The following is a 16,347-nucleotide window of genomic DNA, read 5'->3' as shown; positions in this document are numbered from 1 at the left end:
GGCCGCGGAGAGTCAGCTCAGGCCGGCATCCCACGCTCCAGCAATTGCTCCAGCCCCTGTTTGAAACCGGACCTGCCACCGTGGGCGGGATGCCGGACCTTCGGTACGTCCAGGCCGCTGCGTTGCAGGCTGTGCTGGGCCACGTTGCCTACGGCCACGATGGTACTGATGCCGAACAGTTCCGCGAGCTCCTGCCAGAAAGGCGTGCCGAGCTTGGTCTCGGAGGGCCGGGGCGTGCGGTTGGACAAGGGATTTCCCGGTTGGTGCGGGTGCCAGGGAAAGGCACTCCACAGCAGTGGAAGGAACCCCACTTCTTCCAGGACCTGCCAGAGCACGGTGGCGGTGGGCTCCGCGGCAACTCCCGCAGCTTCGGACGGCAGCACGTAGCCCTTGCCAGGGCCGAAAAGCCCAAAGCTGTTGGCGGCCCCTCCGAGGATGACCCTGTTGGTGAAGGGCACCCCGGTGATACGCATGCCCCTGAAGCCCGGCGCCTCCCCCACCAGCAGTACCTTGGGCCGGCGTTCCAGCATCTCCTGCAGGTAGAGCTCCAGGTTGTGCCGGCGGAGCGCATTCTCCGGAACTGCGTGGTTGAAGAAATTGTTGGCCGCAGCGCCCGTGTCGACCACTGCAAGCTGCTCAACGAATGCCGCGATGCCGGAAGCAGGCTCCACTCCAGCCACCTTGGTCGTTGTAGTTACCAGCGCGGGTGGATGGCCTCGCGGAAGTAGTGGTCGTAGATCCAGCGGACGCCGTCGTCGAACTCTTTGCCGATGCTGACGCCAGCCGCGGCCGCGTTGGCACGGGCCTGCTCCACGTTGCGGGCGCCCGGAATCACGGTGGTGACACCGTCCTGGGCCGCGATCCAGGCGATGGCGGCCTGGGCCGTGGTGGCACCGGAAGGCACCAGCTGCTCGAACTCCTTCACAGCTTTCAGGCCCAGCTCGTAGTCCACGCCGGAGAAGGTTTCCCCGACGTCGAAGGCCTCGCCCTTGCGGTTGTAGTTCCGGTGGTCGTTCTCCGCGAACGTGGTGTCCTTGGAGTATTTGCCGGACAGCAGGCCCGATGCCAGCGGAACACGGGCAATGATGCCCACGCCTGCGGCTTTGGCGGCCGGCAGGACGTCGTCCAGGGGCTTGAGCCGGAAGGCGTTCAGGATGATCTGGACGGAAGCGGTTCCCTCGTGGCGGATCGCTTCCAGGGCCTCGTCCGTGCGTTCCACGGAGACGCCGTAGTTGCGGATGGCGCCCTCGGACACCAGGGTGTCCAGTGCGTCGTAGACCTCGTTGTTGCTGTAGACGGGAGTGGGCGGGCAGTGCAGCTGGACCAGGTCCAGCGTGTCCGTCCCCAGGTTCTTCCTGGAACGGTCCACCCACTGGCGGAAGTTGGCCAGGGTGTAGTTTTCGGGCTGTTGTTCCATCCGGCGGCCCATCTTGGTGGCCACGGTAATGCCGAGGCCCGGGTTCTCCTTCAGGAACTTCCCGATGGCCTGCTCGCTGCGTCCATCACCGTAGACGTCGGCGGTGTCAAAGAAGGTGACTCCCGCTTCCATGGAAGCCGCGAGGATCGCCTGTGCCTGCGCCGGGTCCACGTTGCCCCAGTCCGCGCCGAGCTGCCAGGTGCCGAGCCCCACAATGGACACATTCCGTCCGGTCTTGCCTAAAATCCGCTGTTCCATCCCCCGACTATATGCAACGATGCAAGCCGGGGTCAGATCCGCCCCGCCCGGGGCAGACCCCGGGAGCCGCATGTGGCCCCCGGCGTGGTCCTATGCAGGAACCTGTTCCAGCCCGGGCACCAGTCCCGCTTCCTTGAGCCCCAGGTAGATCCGGTCACGAGCGATCGGCAGGGATGTGAACCGCACTCCCGTCGCGTTCCGGATGGCGTTGGCAAGCGCCGGAGCCACGGGATTGAAGGGGCTTTCGCTCATGGATTTCGCGCCAAGCGGCCCCATCTTGTCGTTCGTGTCCGCGAAGTACACCTCGCTGCGCGGCACGTCCGCGAACGTGGGGATGTGGTACTGCCGCAGGATGTCCGTGGTGACCTTTCCGGCGTCGTCCACCACCACTTCCTCATACAGCGTGGCACCCAGGGCCTGGGCGATCCCGCCCTCGATCTGTCCGCGGCACTGGCGCGGGTTGACCACCACCCCGGCGTCCGCTGCCTGCACGCTTTGCAGGATCTTCAGTTCGCCGGTGCCGCGGTTTACGGCCACCCGGAAGCCGTGCACGTTGAAGGCGACCGAGCGCGGTGTACCGCCCCAGCGCCCCTCCGCGGCCAGTTCGACGCCGGCATCCGCGGCGGCCTGCGCCAGTTCAGCCAGTGCCACGGGAGTTCCGTCGACCACCACGGCGTCACCGTCGAGGACGCACGCAGATGCCTGGGTCTGCCGGATCCCGGCGGCAAACGCGCGGATCCGGACAGCCAGCTCTTCCGCGGCTGCCAGGGTCGCTTTGCCGGCCACCACGGTGCCGGCGGAGCCGAACGCACCGGTATCGTGCTCCACCAGGTCGGTGTCGGACTGCCGCACCGCCACCCTGGACGCCTCCGTGGACAGGGCTGTAGCCGCCAGCTGGGCGTGCACGGTGGTGGTGCCGTTGCCGAACTCGGCGGTCCCGACGTCGGCCTGGTACGTCCCGTCCGGCAGCAGCCGGAGCCGGGAATGGGCAAAGTGGCCGCGCGGGGGCACGGTGTCGATCATGGACAGGGCGGCCCCTTCACCCACCATCCAGTCGGGTCCAAGGTCATCCAGGCCTGCGTCCCGGTACCTGGCCTTGCCGCGGTCCAGGGCATCCCGGACGAGGTCCAGGCACTGGTCCAGTCCGTAGCTGCCGTAGTGGACGTCTTCCTCCGGGTCCGGCTGGGTGGACAGCATGTGGTCGCCCTCGCGGACCATGTTGCGCCGGCGGAACTCCAGAGGGTCCATGCCGATTCCGGCGGCGAGCTCGTCCATGGCGGACTCGATGGCGAAGATCATCTGGCTCAGCCCGTACCCGCGGAACGCACCGGACGGCACGGTGTTGGTGTAGACCGAATGCGCATCCACTTTCTTGTTGGCGCAGTTGTACACAGCCAGGGATTCGCCGCAGCCGTGGAACATGACGCCGGGGCCGTGGTTGCCGTAGGCGCCGGTGTTGGTCACGACGTCCAGTTCGAGCGCGGTCAGCCGCCCTTCCCTGCTGGCCCCGGCCTTCAGCTTGATGGTGAACGGGTGCCGGGTGGTGGTGGCGGTGAACTGCTCGGTGCGGGTCAGTTCCAGCTGGACCGGCCGCTGCAGCTTCAGGGCCGCGAGCGCCACGAGGTCCTCGGTAAGGACCTCCTGCTTGCCGCCAAATCCGCCGCCGACGCGGCCCGCCACCACATGCACTTTGTCTTCCGGCAAACCGAATACCCGGCACAGGGTGCGGCGGACCAGGAACGGGACCTGGCTTGACGTGCGGACCTGGAGCCGCCCTTCGGCGTCCACCGAAGCGATGGCCGCGTGGGTTTCCAGTGCCACGTGCTGCACCCGCTGGGTCTGGTAGGTCTGTTCGTGGATAAAATCGGCGGCGGCGAAGCCGTCCGCCACCCTCCCCAACTCCGAGTGCAGTTCCGCCACCACGTTGCCGTCCGGCCGCGAGATGCGGGAGCGGGCGGCATCCTTGTCCCCGTGGACCAACGGCGCGCGGGGACGCAGGGCCTCCTGCGGCGAGAAGACGGCGGGCAGTTCCTGGTATTCCACCTGGAGCGCCCGCACCCCGGCCTCCGCGGCGCCCACCGACTCGGCGACGACGGCGGCGACCCGCTGGCCAATGAAGCGCACCACGTCGTCCAACACCCGCGTATCGTCCGGGTCGTCGGTGAAGAGCTCGTGCTGGGCGGTGGAGAACAGCTGCTCCGGCGCGTCCTCGTGGGTGAAGACCGCCACCACCCCCGGAATCTTCAGGGCAGCTTCCGTATCGATGGACACCACCCGGGCGTGTGCGTGCGGCGAGCGCAGGATCTTCAGGTGCAGCAGTGCCCGCTGCTGGTCACCCGGGAGATCCAGGGTGTAACGGGCGGTCCCGGTGACCACCGCCCGGCTGGCAGGCGCGGGAACGTCGTCGCCCAAACGGCCCGGCTCCGGGTCAGGCTGCCCCTCCCCTGCGATCCCGGACCCCGGTCCCTTGGGATCGGGGTGGCCGGCGTTCCCGCAGACCGCGTCGGCGATGGCGCGGTAGCCGGTGCAGCGGCAAAGGTTGCCTTTGAGGTTCCGGGGCAGGTTCTCCTTTTGGTCGTCGTCGAACGTGGCGGCCGTCATCACCATGCCCGCCGTGCAGAAGCCGCATTGGAAGCCTTGGCGTTCCATGAACTGCTGCTGCACCGGGTGCAGCTCCCCCTCGGGACCACCGGCGGCGGCGGCCAGCCCCTCGATCGTGGTGACCGCATGGCCCTCCGCGCGTACTGCCGGGTAGATGCAGCTGTGGACCGGCGTCCCGTCCACGTGCACGGTGCAGGCACCGCAGTCTCCGCCGTCGCACCCCTTCTTCACGCCGGTGTTGCCCTGCTCGCGCAGGAACGTCCGCAGGCATTGCCCCGGGCGCGGGTCCGCGCCGGCGGGGGTTCCGTTAATCTCGATGGCCATGCTCAGGCCCCTTTCGGCAGTGTGGTAGTCCCTGCGGCCGGCCTGTCGCCGGCCCGGGGCGGCCAGAAGTCGCCGGAGACAGGAACATCGTGGGCACCGGCGGGTGCGGCGAGTTCTGCGCGGATTTCCTCGGCCAGCCGGGAGGTCATGTCCCGGCGCCATGCAGGCAGGCCGTGGATGTCATCGTGGTAGAGCTCCGCGGGGATGTGGTCATCCAGCGCGGCGGTCAGCCGCTCTGCGTCCGGGAGCGTGTCGAAGCGCAGCTGCACCGGCCGCTTGGTGGCGGCGGTGACCGTCAGGGTTAGGGAGGCGTCGCCGTCGAGCCGTCCGATGAGCAGCGCCCCGGACCGGCCGAGGTTGCTGAGGGAGAGGCGCCGGAAGGCCACGCGGGCGGAAAGGGCCGACGCCGGCAGGTGGACGCTGCGAAGCAGCTCGCCGGGTGCCAGGCAGTTTTTCGCATCCCCGGTGACGAACTCCGCCACGGGGACGGTACGGCTGGAACCGCCTGGCGCGAGGACGGTGGCCACGCCATCCAGTCCGGCGCACAGCGAGATGATGGGGCCTGCGGGCAGCGAGGTGCAGAGGTTGCCGCCCACGGTGGACATGTTCCACACCTTGAAGGACGCCACGAAGGAATCGCAGCACGCACGGACCAGGTCCAGCCCTGGCCACGTGCGGCCGGTCACCTCCGGGGTACCGGGCAGGGCGTACAGCTGCGCGATGGTGCAGGTGGCTGCCAGCTCAATCCCGTCTTCGTTGACGGTGATGGGCGTCCAGCCGGCGTCGCCGAGGTCCAGCAGCCGCTTGAGCGGCTGCGGGCCAAACGCATAGCTGCCGTAGGAGAAAAGGACCGTGCCGCCGGCAAGCCAGGCGTCGCCGTCGCGCCATTGTGCGGGGTCGGTGGTGCGGACCACCGCCTCGATGGTGTTCATGTCCATGCGATCTCCTGCGTATTAAGGTCTGTGGGCGCCGGGGCAGCCGGGTGGTGATGGATGGTGCCGGAGGTTTCCCGCAGCGGCTGGCAGCTGGCTGCGCGGGTGCGGGCGGCGATCAGTTCAGCGGTGACGGATACCGCCACTTCGGCGGGAGTGACCGCACCGAGGTCAAGGCCGATGGGTGAGTGGAGCTGGGCGATACGCTCCGGCGCGACGCCCGCGTTGAGGAGCTGCTCAACCCGTTGGAGGTGGCTCCGCCGGGACCCCATGGCGCCAACGTAGGCGAGGTCCAGGGCCAACGCCGTTTCCAGCAGGGGGAGGTCGAACTTGGGGTCATGGGTGAGGACGGCGGCCACGGTGCGGCTGTCCGTCCGGCCTGCCGCCGCTTCCGCTGCCAGGTAGCGGTGCGGCCAGTCGGTGACCACCTGGTCGGCGGCCGCGAACCGGGGCTGGGACGCGAAGGCTGGCCGGGCATCAACGAGGGTCACGTGGTAGCCCAGCAGCTTAGCTGCGGGGACCAGTGCGGCACCGAAGTCGTTGGCGCCGAATACCAGCATCCGCGGCGGGGCCAGCCTGGACTCCACCAGGATGGCGGGTTCCGCGGCAGGTTGAGCGTCGCCGGACTTGGCGGGGGCGCATTCGCCCGGCTGCAGGAGCCGGACCAGCCCGGCACCGCCGCTGCGCACCAGGGATTCCACCTGCAGGGCCGGTTCCCCGTGCAGCAGCGCTGCCAGCTCCGAAGATGCTGCCAGGCGGAAGGCGCCCGGATCGGAGAGGACGACGGCGGCACCTCCTGGAGTACCGAGCAGCCGTACCAGCGCCACGGCGTGGGCCGGACCCAGGCCGGCGAGCTGCAACAGGACGGCCCGAAGCGGGTGCGGGATTTCGCCAGGCACGGCGGCGGGTACGGGCTGGATCTGGATGCCCAGTTCGCCCCCGCAGGTGAGTCCGGCCGCGAAGGCATCTGCGGAACTGAAGCCAAAGGTCCCGTGGCGCGGGACGGCGTCGTCCATTGCCTCCTGGGCGAGCGCCACCACGGCGCCTTCCACGCAGCCGCCGGACAAGCTGCCCAGCACGTCACCGGAACCGGCGACCAGCATGGACGTTCCCACGGGCCGCGGCACAGACCCGCAGGCCGCCACGATGGTGGCCACGGCGAACTCCCGGGCTGCGAGCCGGGGCACCCAGAGGCCGAGCGAAGGGATCAGGTCAAGCATGGCGTCGCTCCTTCTTCCGCAGCGGTGGTGTCAATTGTCGGTCCTTCCGGGGGCCGGGCCAAGGGCTGGCACGGCCCCCGGAAGGAGAGGGCACTACTTAGCCGCCCAGCAGGGCGTTGATCGGCCCGCGGGCGAAGTACACCAGGAACCCGGCGCTCACCACCCACATCAGCGGATGGATCTTCTTGGCCTTGCCGGACGCCGCCCCGATCACGGCCCAGCTCACAAAGCCCACGCCGATGCCGTTGGCGATCGAGTAGCTCAGCGGCATGGTCACGATGGTGAGGAAAGCCGGCAGGGCCACGGTGAACTTGGTGAACTTGATCTCCCGGATCTGCGCCATCATCATGGCGCCCACCACCACCAGGGCGGCGGCGGCAACCTCGAGCGGCACCACGCTGGTGAGCGGGGTGAGGAACATCGAGCCGAGGAACAGGACGCCGGTGACCACCGACGCCAGGCCGGTGCGGGCACCTTCGCCGATGCCGGCTGCCGAGTCGATGTAGACGGTATTGGAGGAACCGGAGGTGGCCCCGCCCGCCACGGCGCCGAAGCCTTCCACGATGAAGGCGGACTTCAGCCGCGGGAAGGTGCCGTCCTTGTGGGCGACGCCGGCGCTCTTGGCCAGGCCGGTCATGGTGCCCATGGCGTCGAAGAAGTTGGTGAACACGAGCGTGAACACCAGCATGGTGGCTGCGAGTCCGCCGATCCTGGCGAAGGAGCCGAAGAGGTCGAAGTGGCCTACGAGGCCCAGGTCCGGGGCGGACACCAGCTGGCCGGACAGGACCGGGGTGTTCAGGTGCCAGCCGCCGGGGTTGGTGGCGCTGGCGGGGCCCAGTTTCATGACTGCTTCCACGACGGCGGCCAGCACGGTGGTGCCGACGATCCCGATCAGGAGTCCGCCCTGGACCTTGCGTGCCACGAGGATGCCCATGGCAAGGAGGCCGACGACGAACACCAGCGTGGGCACGGAGGTGATGGAGCCGCCGTCGCCCAGCTGGACGGGCGGCCCGCCCGCGGTGGGCCGGACGAAGCCGGAGTCCACGAAGCCGATGAAGGCGATGAACAGGCCGATGCCGACCGTGATGGCGGCCTTCAGTTCCTTGGGCACGGCCCGGAAAATGGCCGTCCGGGCGCCGGTGACTCCGAAGAGGACGATCAGGATGCCGTTGATCACCACCAGGCCCATGGCCTCGGGCCAGGTGACTTCCTGGATCACCGAGACGGCAAGGAAGGAGTTGATGCCCAGTCCGGCGGCGAGCCCGAACGGCAGGTTGGCGATGAGGCCGAAGAGGATGGTCATGACGCCGGCGGTGAGGCCGGTGACGGCGCCCACCTGCGCGGCGGAGAGCCAGCCTCCGGCGACGTCGGTGGGGGCGTTGTCCGCGCTGAACCCACCCAGGATGAGGGGGTTGAGGATGACGATGTACGCCATGGTGAAGAAGGTGACCAGGCCGCCACGGAATTCGCGGGCAAGGGTTGAGCCGCGCTGCGTGATGTGGAAGAACCGGTCCAGGAGGGAGTCCGGCGCCGGCGGGGTGCTTCCCAGCCGCGTCCGTCCGGTTGCCTTTTGCGTTTCGCGTGTCGCTGCGGGCTCTGCGCTGTTGTTCCCGTTGGGGAGCAGCGCAGCCTGCTTTTCAGCGGAATTGTCCAGGATTGTCATGTCAGCCACCGGGCCCTAGTAGTCAATCCTGGTTTCGAGCGTGTTCCAGGTGTTGAACGGTTCCAGCGGGGCCGGGGCCTGGGGATCGCCCAGCTCCAGCTTCGAAACCGGCATCAGGGAATCCCTGTCCTGGTTGTCGAAGTATTCGTAGAACACTGCGTCGTCGAAGCCGACCGAGGCGGCGTCGTGGCGGTCCGCCGCGTAGACAACGCGGCTGACCCGTGCCCAGAGTGCGGAGGCCAGGCACATGGGGCACGGCTCGCAGCTGGTGTAGAGGGTGGCGCCGCTGAGGTCGAAGGTGCCCAGCTCGCGGCAGGCGGTGCGGATGGCGGTGACTTCAGCGTGGGCGGTGGGATCGTTGTCCGCAGTGACGCGGTTGACGCCGTCGAACGTCTTGCCGTCCGCCGTGACGATCATGGCGCCGAACGGGCCTCCGCTGTTGAGGACGTTGGCCGTTGCCAGCCGGATGGAGCGGGCCAAAAACTGTTCGGCCGTGACGGTGGTACTCATGATGCGACTTCCTTTTGCCGGGAAGCCTGTTGCCGCGCAGGACCAGTAAAACCAGGTGCGAACGGTTACCAGGCTTCAGCATGTGCTGTGAAGGTTAAGTTGCGCCTGGTAGATAGCTTCCCGGGTTCGGGCGCCCGCCTTTGGCAGAATCGAGATTAGCACCGCTTTGTGGGCCGCGCCATAGTTTTCTGGAAATTTAATTTCGCGATGTGAAATCTATGTTTCGCGCTCTTCACCGGCCCGTCCGTCTCGGCGGTCACAAACAGAGGCATTGACGCAGGCCAGGCCGTTTCCCTACTCTGGTCGCACCCGCGCCGCCCGACGGCACGGGAACCTGGATCAGCAGACAGGGCCTCACTGAGCTGGATATAACTGCACCGCACTCCGCTCAGACAAGGACAGCCCATGACCATTTCCTCCCCTGCCCCCATCAGCCGGCTCTGGATCAGGAATCCGTTGGCCGCGTTTACCGCCAACTCCCTCGACGCCTCCGGCGGCGTGGTGGTCAGCGGCGGTGTTATCACAGAGGTCCTTGCCGCCGGCCAACAGCCGTCCGCGCCCTGCACCGAAACGTTCGACGCCGGCAACCACGTACTGCTGCCCGGCCTGGTCAACACGCACCACCACTTCTACCAGACCCTCACCCGCGCCTGGGGCCCGGTGGCCAACGCCCCACTGTTCCCCTGGCTGCAGAACCTCTATCCAGTGTGGGCGCGGCTCACTCCCAAGGACCTGGAACTGGCCGCAACGGCTGCCCTCGCCGAACTGCTTCTTTCCGGCTGCACCACCGCAGCGGACCACCACTACCTCTTCCCGGCAGGGCTCGAGGATGCCATTGACATCGAGGTGGAAGCAGTGCGCCGGCTGGGCATGCGGGCCACACTGACCCGCGGCTCCATGACCCTTGGAACCGACGACGGCGGCCTGCCGCCACAGTCCACGGTGCAGGATCCGGAGGTGGTGCTGGCGGACAGCGAGCGCCTGGTTTCCACGTACCACGAGCGCGGCGACGATGCCGTGATCCAGGTTGCCCTGGCCCCATGCTCCCCGTTCTCGGTGACGAAGGACATCATGGCCGAAAGCGCTGCCCTCGCTGAACGGCTGGACGTCCGGCTGCACACGCACCTGGCAGAGACCCTTGACGAGGAGGACTTCTGCCGGGAGATGTTCGGGTTGCGCACGGTGGACTACCTGGACAGCGTGGGCTGGCTGACGGACCGCAGCTGGCTGGGCCACGGCATCCACTTCAGCGACGCCGAGATCACCCGCCTCGGTGCGGCGGGGACCGGCGTCGCGCATTGCCCCACCTCCAACATGAGGCTTGCCTCCGGTACAGCCCGGGTCTTGGAACTGGAGGATGCCGGGGTACCGGTGGGGCTCGGCGTGGACGGTTCGGCGTCGAACGATGCCTCCAACATGATCCTGGAAGCACGCCAGGCGCTCTACCTGCAGCGGCTGCGCTACGGGGCCGACGTTCCGGTGGAGCGGGCGCTGGGCTGGGCCACCCGCGGCTCGGCTGCCGTGCTGGGCCGGCGGGGACTGGGTCAGCTGGCACCCGGGATGCAGGCCGACCTGGCGCTGTTCACCCTGGATGAGCTGCGCTTCTCCGGCAGCCACGACCCCGTCGCCGCCCTCCTCCTCTGCGCCGCCGACAGGGCCGACCGGGTGATGGTCGGCGGGAAGTGGCGGGTGGTGGACGGCCAGATCCCGGGGCTGGACATACCGGGGCTTATCGCGGAGCACTCAGCCGCGGCACGGCGCCTGGTCAACGGCGGCCGGTGAACGGCTGACAGCGGTCCGGGCCGCTGCTACCGTGGCGGCATGACCCCGTCAAAGACGCCGCCCGAGGTTCTCGACATCGATGGAATCGAAGTCCGCATCTCCAGCCCGGACAAGGTGGTATTCCCGGAGCCGGGGCTGACCAAGCTCGACCTGGTGCGCTATTACCTTGCAGTGGCGGAGGGCGCACTGCGGGGCGCGGGCGGCCGGCCCATGGTGCTCAAGCGGTTCCCGAAAGGCATTGACGCCGAGCCGTTCTTCCAAAAACGCGTGCCGGAAAACCACCCGCCCTTTATTGGTACCGCCACACTGCATTACGCGTCCGGGACCTCGGCCGAGGAAGCCGTGATCCGGGATGCCGCCGGCCTGGCCTGGGTCATCAACCTTGGCTGCCTGGACCTGAACCCGCATCCCGTGCGGGCAGAGGACCTGGAACACCCGGACGAACTGCGGGTGGACCTTGACCCCATGCCGGGCGTGGACTGGTCGCAGATCGTGGATACGGCGTACGTGGCCCAGGAGGTGCTCGATGACGTGGGTTTGGTGGGATGGCCCAAGACCAGCGGGTCGCGCGGACTTCACATCCTGGTCCGCATTGCCCCGGAGTGGTCCTACTCCGATGTCCGGCTGGCTGCCGAAACCCTGGCACGGGAAGTGGAAAACCGGGCTCCCGGCCTTGCGACGGCACGGTGGTGGAAGGAGGAGCGCGGCGAGAGCGTCTTCGTGGACTTCAACCAGAATGCCAAGGACCGTACGGTCGCGTCCGCCTACTCAGTCAGGCCACTGCCGGATGCCCGCGTTTCAGCGCCGCTGACGTGGGAGGAGATGCGCACGGCCCGGCCTGGACAGTTCACTGTTCCCACGATGCTGAAGCGGTTTGCAGAAACCGGCGATCCGCACGCAGGCATTGACGGGGCGGCCGGATCGTTGGATGGATTGCTGGCCCTGGCGAAGGAACTGGGTCCGGCGGAGAAGGCTCCGCGCAGCGGCAACGGCTCCGGCCGCCGCCAGTCGCTGATGCCGCTCATCGAAGTGGCCCGGACCAGGACCAAGCCGGAAGCGCTGGCTGCGCTCGACGAATGGAAGTCCCGGCACGCCGCCGTCGTGAATTCCCTGCAGCCTGCCGACATCCTGGTCGACGGGATGCGCGGGTCCAGCTCGCTCTGGTACCGGGTACGGGTCAACCTGCAGCACGTCCCCGACGGCGAGCGGCCGCCGCAGGAGGAGCTCATCGCCGACTACGACCCCTGGGCCGGCAAGCAGTGGCCGGGGCGGCCCGGCCACTGAGGAACGAGCACGCGGGGAACCGGCAACTGGGGTACTGGCAGCCGGAGGGCAAGTTCCGGGCTACTGCCAGGCCCGCACCCAGTCCACCTTGATGGCTCCGGTTTTGCCCAGGACCAGTTTGTCTGGGTTGATGCCGACATTCAGGAGTAGGTAGTGCGGGGCATTGCCGTCGCTGGTGGGATAGGAAAACTCAAGCTTCCCATCGAAGTAGACGTCGTTGACGCCGGCCTTCCGGTGCACCCCGTAGGTGTGGTAGCCGCCCGCCCAGCATCCAATGAACCATTTTGCGGGATCCCTGTCCGCAGAGTGATAGACCGTGGTCATGGTCCCGGCGAGGGGTTCTGCAATGTCGATCTCGCCGGTGGCGGGGAACTTTTGGCCGGTGGTCCACCAGGCCGGCCAGTTATAGATACCGCCCGAGCAGGTTCCCGGGAAGTAGATCCGGGCCTCAACGTAGCCGGTGGTGTACTGGAACCCCACATGGCCCGGAACGCCGTCCTTGGGATTGGTGGACAGCAGCGCGCCCGATTCTGCGTCGGACAGCTGCAGGACCGCGTTTCCGTTCTCCACTTTGACATTGCTGGAACAGGTCTTGACCCCGTTCTTTGTCGATCCGGGATGGCAGTCACGGAACCAGTAGGGAGTCCAAAGACTGGTGTTGAGGGTGTCGAATTCCTCATCGAGCACCAGCTTCCACGCTCCCGGAGGGCCGAGCGGACCGCCCTCCTTGCTGGCCACAACGGGGGTGCCCTTGACCAGGGCTTCACTTACCGGGCCATCGGCGGGGGCTTCCTGGGCTTTGGCCGGTTCTTCCGCGCTGGGCTGCTCCGCCGCCGGCGGCTGGACAGCGGACGCGTCAGGCCCGCCCGGAGCGGCCGGCTGTTCCGCACCAGTGCCACCGGTGGAATCTGAAAGCGCGGGCCCGGGGTCGGTACCGGCCACCGACGCCTCCTGTCCGGGCGGTGAGGCATCAGGCTGCCCCGCCTGCAGCATGGCACTGCCCGAGAGCCCTGCAACGACCAGCACACAGCACAGGACCTGCAGTAAGCGGGCTGTGGCTTGTGGCATCGCTGTCCTTCCCTCGCACGTAATGGCGATGGCCAGACCAAGGACGAAGCCTCCAAGCCCACGGTCGGCTGTCTATCGTGCAAGGCTAGAAGAATTTCCCACGCCAGTCCCGAGTAGCGGCTACTCAGCTTTAGGGACGGCTTTTACGCGCTTTCACGGCCGGGGTACGCAGCGACTGGATCCACCGGGACAGGCGCCCGGTGGAGTGGAGGCGCTCCTCCGGCACGTACAGATCAGGGTCGACTCCTCCGCCGAGGGGGAGGTAGAACTCCTGCGCACCGGGCCCTGCGGACGGTGCTGCCGGAACAGGATGGTTGTCTTGCTGGTACATCGGAACCTCCTTTTTCATATTATGGAAAGCGATTTCTGCTATGTGAAAAGAATAGGCGGGCACTGGGAGGCGGTCAAGAGGTCAGCCCTACACTCCCGGCGCCCGGACGGTCACAAACGGAATTTTCAGTCTGTGATGTACACCACCGGATTGCAGGGGTACGCTGGTATGCAACTCGTGGCGCAGGTCACGTAACCTGGGAGCAGCAGGCAGGGTCGTAATGAGCTGGCATCAACGGATGCCGGCTCTTTTTTTGTTGGGTCGGCTCCATCGGAAACGCGCATGAAACGCGCGCTTAATTTCAGTGATGGAACCTAGGTTCCACTTACCGGAAGTTGGGAAAAGACCATGAGCAGCAAGATCATCCTCGGCGAAAACCAGTACGGCAAGGCAGAAGTGCGGGTCGTCAAGATCACCCGCGACACGAACCGCCACGAGATTGAGGACCTGAATGTCACCTCGCAGCTGCGCGGCGACTTTGCAGCGGCCCACCTGGAGGGCGACAACGCCCACGTGGTGGCCACCGACACCCAGAAGAACACCATCTACGCCTTTGCCCGCGAAGGCATCGGCTCGCCGGAAGAGTTCCTCCTGCGCCTCGGGGAGCACTTCACCTCCAGCTTCGACTGGGTCACCGGCGGACGCTGGGAAGCCGAGTCCTACGCCTGGGACCGGATCCAGGCCCACGGCAGCGAACACGACCACTCGTTCGTCCGCAACGGCCAGGAAGTCCGGACCGCGGTCCTGGTCCGGGACGGCGCCACCAGCCACCTCATCTCCGGACTGAAGGACCTGACCGTCCTCAAGTCCACCCAGTCCGGCTTTGTCGGCTACCCCCGGGACCGCTACACCACCCTCCCCGAGACCACCGACCGCATCCTGGCAACGGACGTTTCAGCCCGCTGGCGCTTCAAGACCGGCACCGATTTCAGCGCGCTGGACTTCAACAAGAGCTACGACGACGTCAAGGGCCTCCTGCTCGAAGGCTTCACGGAGAAGTACTCCCACGCCCTGCAGCAGACATTGTTCGACATGGGAACCAAGGTGCTTGAGGCGCACAGCGAAATCGACGAGATCAAGTTCTCCATGCCCAACAAGCACCACTTCCTGGTTGACCTCTCGCCGTTCGGCCTGGACAACCCCAACGAGGTCTTCTTCGCGGCCGATCGTCCGTACGGCCTGATCGAGGCCACCGTCCAGCGCGACGATGCCGCGGCAGCCCCGGCGGCCTGGTCCGGCATCGCCGGCTTCTGCTAAAGCACTCCACCAGGTGGTTGAGCCTGCCGGGTTTTCGCGACCCGCAGGCTCAACCGCCAAACCCTGAAGCACCTCCCACAGCCTTACCTGTTAGCCAGACACCAGTTAGCCAGACGATGACGTCTGCCATGAACCAAGAAAGTCTGCCATGAACATCAAGAAGAAACTGGCCCCTTCCGCCGCCCAGCGAGGCGCCCGGCCGGCCCGTCCGGAAGACCAGCGGCTCCCGATCGGAAGCATGTTTGCCTACGGCTTCCAGCACGTCCTCACCATGTACGGCGGCATCATCGCCCCGCCCCTGATCATCGGTGCCGCCGCGGGGATGAATTCCCAGGACATCGGACTGCTCATTGCTGCCTGCCTTTTCGTTGGCGGCCTGGCCACCATCCTGCAGACCGTCGGCGTCCCCTTCTTCGGTTCCCAGCTGCCCCTGGTGCAGGGCGTGTCCTTCGCAGGCGTTTCCACCATGGTGGCCATCGTCCACGGCGGCGGCGGAATCCAGGCTGTCTTCGGCTCTGTCATCGCAGCGTCCCTGATCGGGCTGCTGATCACACCGCTGTTCTCGAAGATCATCCGGTTCTTCCCACCGGTCGTCACCGGCACAGTGATCACCACCATCGGCCTGACGCTGATGCCGGTCGCAGCCAACTGGGCCATGGGCGGAAACAACAAGGCACCCAACTACGGCAGCGTGGCAAACATCGGCCTGGCCGCAGCCACCATGGGCATCGTCCTGCTCCTGAGCAAGGTGGGCAGCGCAGCGATTTCCCGCCTGTCGATCCTGCTGGCCATGGTCCTCGGCACGCTGATCGCCGTCGTTTTCGGCATGGCCGATTTTTCCAAGGTGGGCCAGGGCGAAATCGTCGCCTTCCCCACCCCCTTCGCCTTCGGGCCGCCCACGTTCGAACTCGCCGCCATCATCTCCATGCTGATCGTCATCCTGGTCACCCTCACGGAGACCTCCGCGGACATCATTGCAGTGGGAGAGATCGTGGGCACCAAGGTGGACTCCAAGCGGATCGGCAACGGCCTGCGCGCGGACATGCTCTCCAGCGCCGTCTCCCCGCTCTTCAACTCCTTCACCCAGAGCGCCTTCGCCCAAAACGTCGGCCTGGTGGCCATCACCGGCGTCAAGAGCCGCTTCGTGGTCAGCGCCGGCGGCGTGATCCTGGTGGTCCTCGGCCTGCTTCCCGTCCTGGGCCGTGTGGTCGCAGCGGTGCCCACCCCCGTCCTGGGCGGCGCCGGCGTCGTACTCTTCGGGACGGTCGCGGCGAGCGGCATCCGGACCCTGTCCAAGGTGGACTACAAGAACAACATGAACCTGATCGTGGTGGCGGCCTCCATCGGCTTCGGGATGATCCCCATCGCCGCCCCGACCTTCTACGACCAGTTCCCCACGTGGTTCGGCACCATCTTCCACTCCGGCATCAGCTCCGCCGCCGTGATGGCCATCCTGCTTAACCTGCTGTTCAACCACCTCCGGGCCGGCAATTCGGACAACCAGTCCGTCTTCGTGGCCGGCACCGAACGGCTGGTGCGCGCCGAGGACCTCCACTGCCTGGCAGAAGGTGACCGGTTCGAGAACGGCAAGCTGATCGACTGCGACGGCAAGGAAGTCCCCGTCCAGTCAGCCGAAAAGGCGCCAGAACATTAGCAAGGACACCGCGAACGACGGCGGCCCGCACCTTCCAGCGAAGGTG

Annotated in this window: 13 protein-coding genes; 4 read left to right on the top strand and 9 right to left on the bottom strand. The window is 67.1% G+C overall.

Features of this window, described 5'->3' with window-relative positions; translation table 11 throughout:
- Positions 1 to 17 precede the first annotated feature (17 nt).
- From AB0280_RS05745 to AB0280_RS05715, 7 genes are all read right to left on the bottom strand, one after another.
- Positions 18 to 671 carry a uracil-DNA glycosylase gene (locus AB0280_RS05745; RefSeq protein WP_366366400.1) on the bottom strand — a complete coding sequence of 218 codons (654 nt, stop codon included), beginning with the start codon at positions 669 to 671 and terminating at the stop codon, positions 18 to 20.
- Between the two features lie 23 nt (positions 672 to 694).
- A complete protein-coding gene (locus AB0280_RS05740; RefSeq protein ID WP_366366398.1) occupies positions 695 to 1,675 on the bottom strand; it encodes an aldo/keto reductase in 981 nt (326 codons plus the stop codon).
- Positions 1,676 to 1,765: 90 nt separating this feature from the next.
- Positions 1,766 to 4,600, bottom strand: a complete 2,835-nt coding sequence (locus tag AB0280_RS05735) for a molybdopterin-dependent oxidoreductase (protein WP_307491679.1) — start codon at positions 4,598 to 4,600, stop codon at positions 1,766 to 1,768.
- A 2-nt stretch (positions 4,601 to 4,602) separates the two neighbouring features.
- A complete protein-coding gene (locus AB0280_RS05730) occupies positions 4,603 to 5,538 on the bottom strand; it encodes an FAD binding domain-containing protein (protein WP_307491677.1) in 936 nt (311 codons plus the stop codon).
- The gene (locus tag AB0280_RS05725) at positions 5,529 to 6,752 is read right to left on the bottom strand and encodes an XdhC family protein (protein WP_307491675.1); all 1,224 of its coding nucleotides are present in this window, start codon (positions 6,750 to 6,752) and stop codon (positions 5,529 to 5,531) included. The genes AB0280_RS05730 and AB0280_RS05725 overlap by 10 nt, the downstream gene beginning before the upstream one ends.
- A gap of 97 nt (positions 6,753 to 6,849) precedes the next feature.
- Positions 6,850 to 8,415 (bottom strand): NCS2 family permease, encoded by a 1,566-nt coding sequence (locus AB0280_RS05720; RefSeq protein WP_275182250.1) that lies wholly within the window; start codon positions 8,413 to 8,415, stop codon positions 6,850 to 6,852.
- A 15-nt stretch (positions 8,416 to 8,430) separates the two neighbouring features.
- Positions 8,431 to 8,925, bottom strand: a complete 495-nt coding sequence (locus AB0280_RS05715; protein ID WP_275182243.1) for a nucleoside deaminase — start codon at positions 8,923 to 8,925, stop codon at positions 8,431 to 8,433.
- Positions 8,926 to 9,330: 405 nt separating this feature from the next.
- On the opposite strand from AB0280_RS05715, the gene AB0280_RS05710 reads away from it, so the two are divergent.
- Together AB0280_RS05710 and ligD are read left to right on the top strand one after the other, a co-directional pair.
- Positions 9,331 to 10,707, top strand: a complete 1,377-nt coding sequence (locus AB0280_RS05710) for an 8-oxoguanine deaminase (protein ID WP_307491671.1) — start codon at positions 9,331 to 9,333, stop codon at positions 10,705 to 10,707.
- 39 nt (positions 10,708 to 10,746) lie between these two features.
- Positions 10,747 to 11,991, top strand: coding sequence for a non-homologous end-joining DNA ligase (ligD, locus tag AB0280_RS05705; protein WP_307491669.1), 1,245 nt, complete (start codon positions 10,747 to 10,749; stop codon positions 11,989 to 11,991).
- Between the two features lie 60 nt (positions 11,992 to 12,051).
- On the opposite strand, the gene AB0280_RS05700 is transcribed toward ligD, so the two are convergent.
- Positions 12,052 to 13,059 carry a glycoside hydrolase family 16 protein gene (locus AB0280_RS05700; RefSeq protein ID WP_307491667.1) on the bottom strand — a complete coding sequence of 336 codons (1,008 nt, stop codon included), beginning with the start codon at positions 13,057 to 13,059 and terminating at the stop codon, positions 12,052 to 12,054.
- Positions 13,060 to 13,189: 130 nt separating this feature from the next.
- Positions 13,190 to 13,390 (bottom strand): hypothetical protein, encoded by a 201-nt coding sequence (locus AB0280_RS05695; protein ID WP_159630642.1) that lies wholly within the window; start codon positions 13,388 to 13,390, stop codon positions 13,190 to 13,192.
- A gap of 348 nt (positions 13,391 to 13,738) precedes the next feature.
- Between AB0280_RS05695 and pucL the strand changes: the two genes are divergently transcribed.
- Both pucL and AB0280_RS05685 read left to right on the top strand, forming a co-directional pair.
- Entirely contained in the window at positions 13,739 to 14,647 is a 909-nt protein-coding gene (pucL, locus tag AB0280_RS05690; RefSeq protein ID WP_224027057.1) for a factor-independent urate hydroxylase, read from the top strand.
- Between the two features lie 148 nt (positions 14,648 to 14,795).
- The gene (locus AB0280_RS05685) at positions 14,796 to 16,301 is read left to right on the top strand and encodes a nucleobase:cation symporter-2 family protein (protein WP_366366395.1); all 1,506 of its coding nucleotides are present in this window, start codon (positions 14,796 to 14,798) and stop codon (positions 16,299 to 16,301) included.
- Positions 16,302 to 16,347: the final 46 nt, after the last annotated feature.

It is taken from the genome of Pseudarthrobacter sp. 902506025 (assembly GCF_040702325.1).
In the GTDB taxonomy this organism is placed as follows: domain Bacteria; phylum Actinomycetota; class Actinomycetes; order Actinomycetales; family Micrococcaceae; genus Arthrobacter.
This window is presented reverse-complemented; position numbering and strand designations above follow the sequence as displayed.